This is a genomic window from Acidovorax sp. 22279 (genome assembly GCF_052045435.1).
Classification (GTDB): domain Bacteria; phylum Pseudomonadota; class Gammaproteobacteria; order Burkholderiales; family Burkholderiaceae_C; genus Acidovorax; species Acidovorax delafieldii.
This window is the reverse complement of the sequence record NZ_JBQEOV010000010.1, coordinates 136,424-149,704: the sequence shown is the minus strand read 5'-3', so window position 1 is coordinate 149,704 and position 13,281 is coordinate 136,424. Positions and strand designations below refer to the sequence as shown.

Below are 13,281 nucleotides of genomic sequence, written 5' to 3'. Positions count from 1 at the left end.
CCGCCCCCCCCTGGGCCATCGATTCTGCCTCGCCTCCGCCTTATCACACCTTTGGCAATCTAAGCGCGAGTGAGCTCTCGCATTTTGTGATGCGCGTAAGTCACATTAATTCCGCAGATTCGTTTTGGATACGAAGTGTCACATTAAATCCGCAGATTCGTTTTGAACATGAAGTTCATCGTTGCGTTCGATCCTTAGAATGGCCTTGCATACAGGTAATAACCCTCTCTCCTTAAAGTAGAAAATTGCATAAGACAAGCCATATCTCCCTTGCCTCCATTCACGCTAGGCCAGCCTACGTTGAAGCTGTACTGAATCAGCTGACACATCGGAAGATTCCGCTGTTTTTTCGAGATGAGAGGCAAGTGGATAGTCGAGTTGTGCTCGAGGGCCTCACCCAAGGAACGCTGGGTTCTAATGTTTTCTACGAAGTGTTGCTAAAGGAAGCAATAACCCGGGTAGTCGGAATCGTGGCGGTCCAAAAACCCGCGACGAAGGAATCGCCAGCCTATATTTCCTTCTTGCTCATTGATGCAGACTTTCGCGGTCGCGGTCTGGGGCACGACGTTATTCTTCTTCTCGACAAGGAACTAGCCCAGTTTTCTGACACGATCTTGCTCCATGTTTCACCTCCCAGCCCCAGCCTGATTGCATTTTGGAAACGCAACGGTTTCGTCACGGTGGACGGTCTTCAGGAGATTGTGGGTGTAGATCAAACGAAACATACCGGCGCACTGATGCAAAAACGGCTTCACACGACCGCTTCGCTCGAGCTACTGCACTAAATGGCGGTCCTTGTCGGTGAGACCAACCGTCTCACCGCCGGAGATAACTTCAGTCAACTATTGACCTGCGCCCACAACTTGTCCAGCCGCTTCACGCTGACCGGCTGCGGCGTGCGCAGCTCTTGCGCGAAGAAGCTCACGCGCAGTTCCTCCAGCAGCCAGCGCAGCTCCTGCATGCGCGCGTCCACGGCGCCCTTGCGCTCGGCCACCAGGCGCCAGTAGCGTTGCTCTTGCGGGCGCAACTCGGCCAGCTTGGCGGCGTCGCGGGCAGGGTCGGCGCGGTATTTATCCAGGCGCAGCGTGATGGCCTTGAGGTAGCGGGCGTAGTGCGCCAGTTGCGTCCACGGCGCGGCGGCGATGAAGTTCTTGGGCACCAGGCGTTGCAGCTGCTGCTGCGCATCCTGCGTGGCCTCGGGGGCGTTTTTGGTGTCCTTGATCTTGCGGGCGGCGGCTGCGTATTCGGTGAGGATGGTGGCGGCCAGGCGCGCGACCTCGTTGGCGATCAGCGTGAGGCGACCCCGGCCTTCTTCCACGCGGCGCTTGAAGGCGTATTCGTCGGTGGGCAGCGGGTCGAGCAAGAAGGCGCGGTCCAGCGCCACGTCGATGATCTGGGTGCGCAGCTCTTCCTGCGTGCCCAGCGGCATGTAGGCCACCGCCATCTTCTGCAGATCGGGGATGTTCTTTTCGAGGTACTTGAGGGCGTCCTTGATCTGCAGCGCAAACAGGCGGCGCAGGCCCGCGCGGTGCTTGGCGGCGGCCACCTCGGGTTCGTCGAAGACTTCGATGGTCACGGCGTCGCCGCCGTCGATCAGGGCCGGAAAGCCGATCAGCGTCTGGCCGGCCTTCCTGATCTCCATGAGTTCGGGCAGCTCGCCGAATGTCCAGGTGGTGTAGCGCTGGCCTGCAGGGGTCGATGGTGCAGCGGGTGCGGAAAGCGTCGTGCTGCCTGGCTTGGCCGCTGGGCCTGGCCCGTTAACTCCTGATTTGATAGCACCCCGGGCATGATTCTCTGGCGCTTGCGGCGCTTTTTGCTTCAAATCCGCTGTATCGGCGGCTGTACTGCCCAATTTGAGTACCGCCAGCGCCTGGAACGCGCCCCGCGCCTTGGCGCCCCACTCGGCCTTGAGTGCGCCCAGGTTGCGGCCATGCCCCAGCTGGCGGCCGTGCTCGTCCACCACGCGGAAGTTCATGAACAAATGGGGGCTGAGCATGTCGAGCTTGAAGTCGGCGCGCTTCACGTCGAGCGAGGTTTCGTCGCGCACCTGCTTGAGCAGTACCTCGGTCAGGCTGCCCGTGCCAAAGCGCTCGGGTGCGCCCAGCAGCTCGGCCAGGCGCGTGGCGCTGTCGGGCAGCGGCACAAAGCGGCTGCGCGGGCGCTGGGGCAGGCTTTTGAGCAGGGCCTGGATCTTGTCTTTGAGCATGCCGGGCACCAGCCACTCGCAGCGCTCGTCGCTCACCTGGTTGAGCACAAAGAGCGGGATGGTCACGGTGATGCCGTCACGCGCATCGCCGGGCTCGTGCAGATAGCTGGCAGCGCAGTCCACACCGCCCAGGCGCACCGTCTTGGGAAAGGCGTTGGTGGTGATGCCGGCGGCCTCGTGACGCATCAGCTCCTCGCGGGTGAGCTTGAGCAGGTCGGGTTGCTTTTTGCTTTCTTCGCGGTACCAGGCCTCAAAACTATGGCCGCTGCACACCTCGGGCGGCAGTTGTTGGTCGTAGAAGGCGTAGATGAGTTCGTCGTCCACCAGCACGTCCTGCCGGCGGGATTTGTGCTCCAGCTCTTCCACCTTGGCGATCATCTTCTGGTTGGCGGCCAGGAAGGGCAGGCGCGTCTCCCAGTTGCCACCCACCAGGGCTTCGCGGATGAACACCTCGCGCGCAGCGTGCGGGTCTACCTTGCCAAAGTTCACGCGGCGGTTGTTGTAGACCACGATGCCGTAGAGCGTGGCGCGCTCCAGCGCCACCACCTCGGCGGACTTCTTCTCCCAGTGCGGGTCCAGCAACTGCTTTTTGAGCAAATGGCCGCCAATCTGCTCCAGCCACTGCGGCTCGATGGCGGCGATGCCCCTGCCAAACAGGCGCGTGGTCTCGACCAGTTCCGACGCGATGATCCAGCGGCCGGGCTTTTTGTTCAGGTGCGCGCCGGGGTGCTTGTAGAACTTGATGCCACGCGCGCCCAGGTACCAGTCTTCCTCGTCACTCTTGCAGCCTACGTTGCCCAGCAGCCCGGCCAGCATGGACAGGTGCAGCTGCTCGTAGCTCGCGGGTTGCGTGTTGATCTGCCACTTGTGCTCGGTCACCACCGTGAGCAGCTGGGTGTGGATGTCGCGCCACTCGCGCAGGCGGCGGATGCTGATGAAGTTCTGGCGCAGCAGCTGCTCGTACTGGCGGTTGCTGAGCTTGTGGGTGGCGGCCGGGGCCACAGCGGCGCTTGTGGGTGCAGGAGGCGCTGCCGCTGGGCTGCCCCCGCCGCTGCGCTGCGCCACCGGCAGATACGCCTGCGAAGGCGCCTTCTGCGCGGCCATGGCCTTTTGGGCACGGGCCGATGGCAGGCTGGGCGCCCCGCCCCGGGCCTCGTTGATCCACTTCCACAGCTTCAGATACCCGCTGAACTCGCTCTTGTCGTCGTCGAACTTGGCGTGCGCCTGGTCAGCCTGCTGTTGTGCCTCCATGGGGCGGTCGCGCACGTCCTGCACGCTCAGTGCGCTGGCGATGATGAGCACCTCGTCCAGCGCCTTGCGGTCGCGCGCCTCGATGATCATGCGGCCCACGCGCGGGTCCAGCGGCAGACGCGACAGCTCCACGCCCATGGGCGTGAGTTCGTTGGCGTCGTCCACCGCGCCCAGTTCGGACAGCAGCTGGTAACCGTCGGCAATCGCGCGGCCCGAAGGCGCCTCGATGAACGGAAACTGCGTGACATCGCCCAGGTGCAGCGACTTCATGCGCAGGATGACGCCCGCCAGCGAGCTGCGCAGGATTTCGGGGTCGGTAAAGCGCGGGCGGCTGTTGAAGTCCGCCTCGTCGTACAGGCGGATGCAGATGCCGTTGGCCACGCGCCCGCAGCGGCCCGCGCGCTGGTTGGCTGCGGCCTGGCTGATGGGCTCCACCAGCAGCTGCTCCACCTTGCTGCGGAATGAATAGCGCTTGACGCGCGCTGTACCTGCGTCAATCACGTAGCGGATACCCGGCACTGTGAGCGAGGTCTCGGCCACGTTGGTCGCCAGCACGATGCGGCGGCCCGTGTGGCCGTCAAAGATGCGGTCCTGCTCGGCCTGACTGAGGCGCGCAAACAGCGGCAGCACCTCGGCGTTGCGCATCACGGGCTGGTGCGACACGTGCTTGCGCAGGTGGTCGGCAGCCTCGCGGATCTCGCGTTCACCGGGCAAAAAGACCAGGATGTCGCCCGCCGCATTCCCCTGCCACAGCTCGTCCACGCCATCGGCAATGGCCTCGTTCAGACCATAGTCGCGGCTCTCTTCAAACGGGCGGTAGCGCTGCTCCACCGGAAAGGTGCGGCCCGACACCATGATGACCGGGGCCTGACCCTTGGCGCTTTCAAAGTGTTTGGCAAACCGGTCCGCATCAATCGTGGCCGACGTGACGATGACCTTCAGGTCCGGCCGGCGCGGCAGGATCTGGCGGATGTAGCCCAGCAGAAAGTCGATGTTGAGGCTGCGTTCGTGCGCCTCGTCGATGATGATGGTGTCGTAGGCCTTGAGCAGCGGGTCGGTCTGCGTCTCGGCCAGCAAGATGCCGTCGGTCATGAGCTTGACGGACGCATCGCGCGAGAGGCGGTCCTGGAACCGCACCTTGAAGCCCACCACGTCGCCCAGCGGCGTGTTCAGCTCTTCGGCAATGCGCTTGGCCACGCTGCTGGCCGCAATGCGGCGTGGCTGGGTGTGGCCAATCAGCTGCCCTTTCTGTCCCGGCTTGGCATTGCACTTGCCACGGCCCAGCGCCAGCGCAATCTTGGGCAGCTGCGTGGTCTTGCCCGACCCCGTTTCACCGCACACGATGATCACCTGGTGCTTGTTGATGGCCTCCATGATCTCGTCGCGCTTGCCCGACACCGGCAACGACTCGGGGAACGTGATGCGCAGCGGCGCTGGCGGCGCGGCGGGTGCAGATACGGGTGCTGGAGCAGGAACGCGGGACGACGCAGGCAAACGCGGATCAGAAGAAGACATAGGCCCGCATTATCGATAGCAGCACCCTGCCCCCTGCGCTGCATCTGTGCTTTTGGTACGACATTTCGCCGCGTTTTCAGCGCTTTTCGTTGCCAAAGCCCGCCAGCGCCGCCAAAATCGCGCCCAGTCTTCGCAAGCCCCTGTTCAGCGCCACCCTCGGCGCACGGCCCGAACGACCCCTGGAGGTCCCCGACATGTCTGCCCTTTACGCCGCACCCGTCTGACCACAGTCCACCGCCCGGGCTGGACTGTGCACACACAGTTCAGCCATGGCAAATGCACCCGCGCACTCTTTCACGCGCTCCGCAAGCCCTGGCTCCATCGCCGGGGTTTTTTGTTTGTGGAGTACGTGCACACCATGAGTGCCAAAAAACTGTCTCGGGCCTTCGCCCAGGGTGAAATCAAGAAGCTGCGTCGCATGAAGCAGCCCCTGGTGCTGAAGCTCGAAGCCTCGGGCCCGCCCCGAAACCCTGTGGCCGCAGCGCTGGCCCAACGCAGCCTGTCCAGCGCGGCAGGCAAGCACATCCGAACCCGTGGGGCCCAGCGCCGTGCGGACAACGTCGCCCTGCGCAAGGCGATCCAGAACCCCTTTTTGAACGATTGACATGAATCCCTTCAACAACCCACTGCCGCCACACCAGCGGCATCCCACTCCGCATCCGGCGCTGGCCGGTGCGCCAACGCTGGCAGCGCATCCATCCCCGGTGCACTCAGCGCACCCTGTGCGTGCCCAGACAGCCGCGCCCATCACGCCAGTTGCCAGCAGCGCAGAGCTGGCCCAGCGCCAGCAGGCTTTGGCCCACGCGGCGTTGCAACTGAAAGCCGAGCTGTTCGGCATCGACGATGTGATCGACCGCGTGATCAATGCCATCCGCGCCTGGTACGTGCTGCCGCAGCTCATCACCCGGCCGGTCATCGTCTGCCTGTGGGGCCTGACCGGCACGGGCAAGACGCAGCTCACGCGGCGGCTGGCCCAGCTGCTGGGCTTTTACGACCGGTTTGTGGAAGTGCAGATGGACGGCTTCAGCCACGGCGCGAGCTACCGCAGCTCGTCCATCTCGGGCATGCTGGGCGACTCGGGCATCCACGAGGGCATGCCGGGCATCCTGGTGCTGGACGAGTTCCAGCGCTTTCGCACGGTGGACACCAAGGGCGCCGACGTGAAGGTGGAGCGCTACCAGGACGTGTGGACGCTGCTGTCCGACGGGCGCCTGCCACCCGCGTTGAGCGCGCTGTCCAACATCGAGCGCAAGCTGGCCGATGCACACTACGAGGCTGAGCGCGCCGAAGATGGCGATGACGACCGCGCAGGCAAGAAACCCTACCGCTTTCAGCTGGACGCCTGGGATGCGCAAGAACTCAAGCGCATGCTGAAGCTGCAGGAGCCGCTGTCCGCCATCATGCAGTGGCCGCCCGCCAAGGTGCAGGCGCTGTTTGCCAGCTTTCAGCAGTCCAGCCATGCGTGGGAGACCGACTACAGCAAGCTGCTGGTGTTTGTATGCGGCAACCTCGACGAGATGTACCACGAGACCGCACAACGCGTGGAAGACTGCGACACCGATGCCGACATCTTTCACCGCCTGACGCGCAAGCTCTCGCTCATCGATGTGAAGAAGGCGCTGGGCGAGCGCTTCAAGCCTGAGCAGATCGCACGGCTGGGCAATGAACATGTGGTCTACCCGTCGTTCAGCAAGGCGACGTATGAGCGCCTCATCCATAACCTGTGCACACGCTATGTGGACGATATTGCCGCGCAGTGTGGCGTGCGGTTTGCCATCGGGCAGGATGTGCTGAGCGAGCTGTATGCCAACGCGGTGTTTCCTGCGCAGGGCACGCGGCCACTGTTCTCGTCGGTGCATGCGATCCTGAGCGCCAACCTGGTCAACGCGGCGTTGTGGGTGGTGCAGGAGCAGCTCTCAACGGACCAGGAGTTCGCCATTCACCTGGCGCCCGACAAGCGCCACCTGCTGGTGTCGGGCCAGGGGCCGGAGGGCGCAGTGCAGGCCGCGTTTGCGGTGACGCTGGAGCTGAACCGGCTCAAGCAACGTGCCAATGCAGACTTTCGGGCCCTGCTGGCAGTGCATGAGGCGGGCCACGGGCTGGCGTACTGCGTGTTGTTCGGCCATGCTCCGCAAGAGGTGAAGATCAACATCGCCTCGTTCGAGGGCGGCTACAACAGCTTCTCCAGCCTCAAGGCCACCACGCGCCAGAACGCGCTCGACATGATGTGCGTAGGCCTGGCAGGCCGCGTGGCAGAGGAGCTGGTGTTTGGCGAAATGGCCTGCACCACCGGGGCCGAGCAGGACTTCAAGCAGGTGACGGCCGAGGCAGCGCGCTACATCCGCCACCATGGCTTTGGCGCTCGGCTGGCCCGCACCGATGTCACCGTGGAGATGGACAACCATGTCAACACCGACATCGGCCCGAGCAACGAGGCCATCGAGGCGTTGATGCTGCAGCAATACCAGCACGCCCAGGCACTGCTGACCACGCACCACGAGGCACTGGGGCGCACGGTGGACGCCCTGCTGGAACACGGCACCATCGCCCCTGCGGAGATGGTGGCGCTGCTGCAAGGCTGCGGCATTGCACTGGAGGCCCCCTCGGACGCTGCAGGCACCCTGCCCGAGGAAGGCCTGGTGCTGGAGCCCTTTGGTGCCAAACTCAGCGCGTTTCGCGCGCGCGGGGCGGCGTCCGCTGCACCCCAGCTGGCGTAACACCCAGCACGAAGGACCAAGGATCGACATGGCCAGCGGGTTTTCCGAGTCCGGTGACGGGCTGCACTACGCCGAGCACATCTCGGTGCCGATGCGCCTCTTTGTGGGCGCCATTGCGCTGGGCATGTTCCTGATTCCTGTTCCCTTTGTGATGCACGCCACGGCCCGGACCCCGTGGCTGCACCTGCTGTTGGCCGCCGCGTGTGTGGTGGCGGCCTGCGCCATGGGTGCGCTGTTTTTGGCGATTGCTCTGGGGCGGGTGCTGACGCTACATTTCGACTCAGCCAGGCGCCAAGTGCGGCGCACCTCGCGCTGGCCGCTGGTGGGCCGCACTGTGCACATTGCGTTTGATCGCTTTGCACCACCAGAGGTGGTGGAACGCACCTCAGAAGACGGCCCCTACCATGTGCTGCGCCTGACAGTGCATGGCGAGCGCTCCATGCACCTGGGCGGGTTTGACCGGCGGGAAGATGCCGAACGCTGGCGAAGCCGCATCGCGGCGCTGGTCGAGGGTCACCCTGGCTGAGCGTGCAAATCCCAGCACCCGGTCCCTAAGGACACTTATCATTCGCTCCTCGCGCATTACCACCACTGCCCCAAACACCTTTCTCCATGTCCGCCGTCTTCAATTTCACCTTCGTCCCCTGGTTCCGCTCGGTGGCGCCCTACATCCACAAGTTCCGCAACCAGACGTTTGTGATCGGGCTGACGGGTGAGGCGATTGCGGCCGGCAAGCTGCACAGCATTGCGCAAGACCTGGCACTGATCCAGGCCATGGGCGTGAAGATCGTGCTGGTGCACGGCTTTCGCCCGCAAGTGAATGAGCAGCTGGCAGCCAAGGGGCATGCGGCCAAGTACTCCCATGGCATCCGCATCACTGACTCCGTGGCACTCGACTGCGCGCAGGAGGCCGCCGGGCAGCTGCGCTACGAGATCGAGGCCGCGTTCAGTCAAGGCCTGCCCAACACGCCGATGGCGGGCGCCACGGTGCGCGTGATCTCGGGCAACTTTCTCACGGCGCGGCCCGTGGGCATTGTGGATGGGGTGGATTTTCAGCACTCGGGCCTGGTGCGCAAGGTGGACGTGGCCGGCATCCAGCGCACGCTGGACATGGGCGCGCTGGTGCTGCTGTCGCCGTTTGGCTTCTCGCCCACGGGCGAGGCCTTCAACCTGAGCATGGAAGAAGTGGCCACGAGCGTGGCCATTGAGCTGCGGGCCGACAAGCTCATCTTTTTGACCGAGGTGCAGGGCATCCGCATGTCGCCCACCGAGCCCGAGAGCGACGACAACCCCATAGACACCGAGCTGCCGCTGGCCGCCGCGCAGGCGCTGCTGGCCCAGTTGCCCCCGGCGCAGCAGCCCACCGACACGGGCTTTTACCTTCAGCACTGTGTGAAGGCCTGCAAGGCCGGCGTGGAGCGCAGCCACATCCTGCCGTTTGCGGTGGACGGCTCGCTGCTGCTGGAGGTCTATGTGCACGACGGCATCGGCAGCATGGTCATCGACGAAAAGCTCGAAGAGCTGCGCGAGGCCACGATTGACGACGTGGGCGGCATCCTGCAGCTGATCGAGCCCTTCGAGAAGGACGGCACGCTGGTCAAGCGCGACCGCACCGAGATCGAGCGCGACATCGCCACCTACACCATCATCGAACACGACGGCGTGATTTTTGGCTGCGCGGCGCTCTACCCCTACCCCGAAGCCAAAACGGCCGAGATGGCCGCGGTGACGGTATCGCCGCAAAGCCAGGGAACGGGCGACGGCGAAAAGCTGCTCAAGCGCATCGAGCAGCGCGCGCGCCTGCTGGGGCTGGACAGCATCTTTGTGCTGACCACCCGCACCATGCACTGGTTCATCAAGCGCGGCTTCTCCCCCGTGGACCCGGACTGGCTGCCCGACGCCCGCAAGCGCAAGTACAACTGGGACCGCAAGAGCCAGGTGCTGGTCAAGAAGCTCTAAGAGCGGGTGAAAGTCTCGCGCGCGGCCGCCACGGCGCGCGCCACCTGCGCAATCGCCGCGTCCCGCTGCTCCGGCGACGCCTTAGAGCGCGTGAGGTAGCAGGTCACCAGCACCGGCGCGCCGCCGTCCTGCGGCCACAACACGCCAATGTCGTTGGCCGTGCCGCTGTCGCCCGCCGTGCCCGTCTTGTCGCCTACCTTCCAGCCCGGCACACCGGCGCGCAGGCGCTTATCGCCCGTGCTGGTCTCCACCAGCCAGCGCTGCAGCCAGGCCCGGGACATGGGGCTGAGCGCGTTACCCAGCACCAGTTTTTGCATGGTCTGCAGCATGGCCAGCGGCGTGGTGGTGTCACGCGGGTCGCCCACGGCAGCCTCATTCAGCGTGGGCTCGGTGCGGTCCAGCCGCGTGACCTCGTCACCCAGCGAACGCACGAATGCGGTGAACCCGGCCGGCCCGCCATGGCGGGCCAGCAACACATTGGCGGCGGTGTTGTCGCTCAGGCTCACGGTGGCAAAGCACAACTCGCCCACCGTCAGGCCGCCACCATCGCCCGCGCGCGGGCCGCTGACGGGCGAGTACGCCACCACGTCGGCCGCTGCGTAGTGCACACGCGCATCCAGCCGCTCTTTGCCCTGGTCCACCAGGGCCAGCATCCAGCCGGCGAGCACCAGCTTGAAGGTGCTGGCCATGGCAAAACGCTCGTCCTGCCGCCAGCCCAGCGCCAGGCCCGACCCGGTGTCCAGCATGGCCACCCCCAGGCGGCCCTGGGCGGCGCGTTCGATGCTGGCGAGGGCATCGTTCCATGCGCTGGCGGTCTGCTCGCGGCGGTCTGAGTTGCTGGCAGCTGCACAACCCCATAACGGCATGGCCGTGGCGGCCATCAAACCCAAGGAAAACTGTCTTCTTTGCATATCGATTGAAAGCGTAGTGGGGAACAAGGCCCGAACGATACGAGGGTTCAGCCCCCCGCACCATCGACAATAATTGCCAAAAGCCCCAAGAAAAACTTTGACCTTTTGGCGCCATGCACCTGCCACTCAATGCCCTGCGGGCCTTCGAGGCCTCGGCCCGCCACCTGAACATCACGCGCGCCGCCCAGGAGCTGCACGTGACCCAGACCGCCGTGAGCCAGCACATCCGCAAGCTGGAGGACCGGCTGGGCAAGCCGCTGTTCCGCCGCCTGCCACGCGGACTGGCGCTGACGGACGAAGGCCAGGCCCTGCTGCCGGTGGTGGTGGAATCGTTTGGCAACTTGCAGCGCGCCCTGGAGAAGCTGGGCGACACCCGGCCGCGCGAGGTGCTGACCGTGGGCGCCGTGGGCACGTTTGCAGTGGGCTGGCTACTGCCTCGGCTGCGCGACTTTCAGCAGACCTGCCCCTTTGTGGACCTGCGCCTGCTCACGCACAACAACCGGGTGGACATGGCGGGCGAAGGGCTGGACTACGCCATCCGCTTTGGCGACGGTGCCTGGCACGGCACGCAGGCCGACCGCATCATGGATGCGCCCATGTCCGTGATGTGCTCGCCCGCCTTGGCCCGTGGCCTGCGCACGATGGCCGACCTGGCGCGCCAGCCCTTGCTGCGCAGCTACCGCACCGACGAATGGACGGCCTGGTTCGAGGCTGCGGGTGCGCCCTGCCCCGTGGTGCGTGGCGCGGTGTTCGACTCGTCACTGACGCTGGCCGAGGCGGCGGCGCAGGGCGCGGGCATGGCACTGTTGCCAGTGAAGATGTTCGCGCGCGAACTGCAGCAGGGCCGCCTGGCGCAGCCCTTTGCACAAGAGCTGCACCGGGGCGCCTACTGGCTGACCCGCTTGCAATCGCGCACCACCACGGGGGCCATGGCAGCGTTCCGGGACTGGCTGATGTCACAGGCCAGCATCACAGTGGGTGCCGGGACTGAAGAATTGGGATGATTTTGGCCGGCAGCGCTAGTGGATCATGTGCCAGAAGCTATCAATTACATAGCAAACGTACGCCGTGATGCACGGGGTGCAGCGGTGTCAAAACCCCATCGCCGCCGCATCCACCCCGTCCACCTGCCCCGCATCCAGAAACTGCTGGCCATAGCGCAGGTACACCCCTTCGCGCACAAACACCTCGAACAGGTCGGGGTCGATGTGCCCGTTGTCTCGCATCCTGCACATGATGGCCAGCGCCTGCGACAGGGTCATGCCACTCTTGTAGGGCCTGTCTGCGGCCGTCAGCGCCTCAAAGATGTCGGCAATGCCCATCATGCGTGCCTGCAGCGACATCTGCTGGCGCGTGAGGCCACGCGGATAGCCCTTGCCGTCCATGCGTTCGTGGTGGCCCCCAGCGTACTCGGGCACGTTCTGGAGGTGGCGCGGCCAGGGCAGCGTCTCCAGCATCTTGATAGTGGCGACGATGTGGTAGTTGATGGTGTCGCGCTCGGCCTGGTTCAGCGTGCCGGAGCGGATGGTGAGGTTCTCCACCTCCTCCCCCGTCAAAAAGCTCGTTTGCACACCCTGCGGGTTGCGCCAGTGGCGCATGGCGGCAATATCGCGCACACGCTGCTGGTCTTCGGGGCGCATGGCCTCGGTGCCGGTGTTGCTGCGGCGCAGAAACTCGCGGTCTTCCTCCAGCGCATGGATCTCGTGCTGCAGGGCCTGCAGCTCCTGGCCTTCAGCCCGTGCATCCACCACCGGACGCAGCGCCAGCTGGCGGCGCAGCGCGGCCAGTTCGGCATCGCGCTTGAGCACTTCAAACCGCGTGTCCACCAGGCCGATGCGGTCGTAGATGGTCTGCAGCTTGGTGGCCTTGTCCACCACGTGCACAGGCGTGGTGATCTTGCCGCAGTCGTGCAGCAGGCCCGCCATCTTGAGCTCGTAGCGGTCGCGGTCGCTCATCTTGAACGCGGCCAGCGGCCCCTCGCGGGTGGCATCCACAGCCTCGGCCAGCATCATCGTGAGGGCGGGCACGCGCTGGCAGTGGCCGCCGGTGTAGGGGGACTTTTCGTCGATGGCCAGGTTGATCAGGTTCACAAACGACTCGAACAGGCGTTCAAGCTGGGTGATGAGCAGCCGGTTGGTGAGCGCAATGGCCGCCTGCGAGGCCAGCGACTCGGCGAGGCTCTGGTCGGCCTGCGAGAAGGTGATGACCTCGCCCGTGTCCGGGTCGCGCGCATTGATGAGCTGCAGCACACCGATGAGTTCGAGGTCGTGGTTCTTCATCGGCACCGTGAGGAACGACTGCGACCGGTAGCCCGTGCGCTGGTCAAACGCGCGCGTGCCAGAAAAATCAAACCCTGCCGCGCTGTAGGCGTCGGCAATGTTCACCGTGCGGTCGTGGATGGCCGCGTGGGCCGCCACCAGCGAATCATTGGGCCCGCCGTCGGCCGTGCGCAGGGGCAGCAGCGGCAGGTCGATGGGTTTGCCCGTGGTGCCCCCCAGGTTGATGCCCAGCGAGTCGGTGCGCAATATCTCGAACTTGAGCGCCGACTGGTCTTCCGTCACGCTGTAGAGCGTGCCGCCGTCGGCTCCGGTGATGGTCTTGGCGGCCTCCAGGATGTTCTCCAGCAGCCGGTCGATGTCCCGCTCGCGCGAGAGCGCAGCGCCGATGCCATTGAGCTGCTCCAGCCGACGGAACAGATTGAGAGTGGATTCCTTGCTCATGC

9 protein-coding genes are annotated in these 13,281 nt (G+C 65.0%); 6 read left to right on the top strand and 3 right to left on the bottom strand.

The annotated features are described in order from the left end of the window. Window positions 1-380: 380 nt before the first annotated feature. On the top strand, window positions 381-785 hold the full coding sequence (locus ACTJKQ_RS14835; RefSeq protein ID WP_440597300.1) for an N-acetyltransferase family protein: 405 nt from the start codon (window positions 381-383) through the stop codon (window positions 783-785). 53 nt (window positions 786-838) lie between these two features. On the opposite strand, the gene hrpA is transcribed toward ACTJKQ_RS14835, so the two are convergent. Next, window positions 839-4,972: an ATP-dependent RNA helicase HrpA gene (gene hrpA / locus ACTJKQ_RS14830; RefSeq protein WP_440597299.1), complete on the bottom strand. Its 4,134-nt coding sequence runs from the start codon at window positions 4,970-4,972 to the stop codon at window positions 839-841. A 358-nt stretch (window positions 4,973-5,330) separates the two neighbouring features. Here hrpA and ACTJKQ_RS14825 point away from each other — a divergent pair, with 358 nt between their 5' ends. From ACTJKQ_RS14825 to argA, 4 genes are all read left to right on the top strand, one after another. After that, window positions 5,331-5,576 (top strand): hypothetical protein, encoded by a 246-nt coding sequence (locus ACTJKQ_RS14825; protein WP_015014345.1) that lies wholly within the window; start codon window positions 5,331-5,333, stop codon window positions 5,574-5,576. Between the two features lies 1 nt (window position 5,577). Next, window positions 5,578-7,689, top strand: coding sequence for an AAA family ATPase (locus tag ACTJKQ_RS14820; RefSeq protein WP_288851352.1), 2,112 nt, complete (start codon window positions 5,578-5,580; stop codon window positions 7,687-7,689). A gap of 28 nt (window positions 7,690-7,717) precedes the next feature. Next, window positions 7,718-8,215 carry a hypothetical protein gene (locus tag ACTJKQ_RS14815; protein WP_440597298.1) on the top strand — a complete coding sequence of 166 codons (498 nt, stop codon included), beginning with the start codon at window positions 7,718-7,720 and terminating at the stop codon, window positions 8,213-8,215. 86 nt (window positions 8,216-8,301) lie between these two features. Continuing rightward, window positions 8,302-9,648, top strand: coding sequence for an amino-acid N-acetyltransferase (gene argA / locus ACTJKQ_RS14810; protein WP_440597297.1), 1,347 nt, complete (start codon window positions 8,302-8,304; stop codon window positions 9,646-9,648). Here the strand turns inward: argA and blaACA are convergent. After that, on the bottom strand, window positions 9,645-10,559 hold the full coding sequence (blaACA, locus tag ACTJKQ_RS14805) for an ACA family class A beta-lactamase (RefSeq protein WP_440597296.1): 915 nt from the start codon (window positions 10,557-10,559) through the stop codon (window positions 9,645-9,647). The two genes, argA and blaACA, sit on opposite strands and share 4 nt — an antisense overlap. A 113-nt stretch (window positions 10,560-10,672) precedes the next feature. On the opposite strand from blaACA, the gene ACTJKQ_RS14800 reads away from it, so the two are divergent. After that, window positions 10,673-11,563 carry a LysR substrate-binding domain-containing protein gene (locus ACTJKQ_RS14800; RefSeq protein ID WP_440597295.1) on the top strand — a complete coding sequence of 297 codons (891 nt, stop codon included), beginning with the start codon at window positions 10,673-10,675 and terminating at the stop codon, window positions 11,561-11,563. Window positions 11,564-11,650: 87 nt separating this feature from the next. Here the strand turns inward: ACTJKQ_RS14800 and ACTJKQ_RS14795 are convergent, their stop codons facing one another. Further along, entirely contained in the window at window positions 11,651-13,279 is a 1,629-nt protein-coding gene (locus tag ACTJKQ_RS14795; RefSeq protein ID WP_440597294.1) for a GAF and HD-GYP domain-containing protein, read from the bottom strand. Between the last annotated feature and the right edge of the window lie 2 nt (window positions 13,280-13,281).

Excerpts from the sequence above, each read along its gene's own strand:
- hrpA (WP_440597299.1), bottom strand. The coding sequence starts at position 4,972 with ATGTCTTCTTCTGATCCGCGTTTGCCTGCGTCGTCCCGCGTTCCTGCT.
- ACTJKQ_RS14825 (WP_015014345.1), top strand. The coding sequence starts at position 5,331 with ATGAGTGCCAAAAAACTGTCTCGGGCCTTCGCCCAGGGTGAAATCAAG.
- ACTJKQ_RS14820 (WP_288851352.1), top strand. The coding sequence starts at position 5,578 with ATGAATCCCTTCAACAACCCACTGCCGCCACACCAGCGGCATCCCACT.
- ACTJKQ_RS14815 (WP_440597298.1), top strand. The coding sequence starts at position 7,718 with ATGGCCAGCGGGTTTTCCGAGTCCGGTGACGGGCTGCACTACGCCGAG.
- argA (WP_440597297.1), top strand. The coding sequence starts at position 8,302 with ATGTCCGCCGTCTTCAATTTCACCTTCGTCCCCTGGTTCCGCTCGGTG.
- blaACA (WP_440597296.1), bottom strand. The coding sequence starts at position 10,559 with ATGCAAAGAAGACAGTTTTCCTTGGGTTTGATGGCCGCCACGGCCATG.
- ACTJKQ_RS14800 (WP_440597295.1), top strand. The coding sequence starts at position 10,673 with ATGCACCTGCCACTCAATGCCCTGCGGGCCTTCGAGGCCTCGGCCCGC.
- ACTJKQ_RS14795 (WP_440597294.1), bottom strand. The coding sequence starts at position 13,279 with ATGAGCAAGGAATCCACTCTCAATCTGTTCCGTCGGCTGGAGCAGCTC.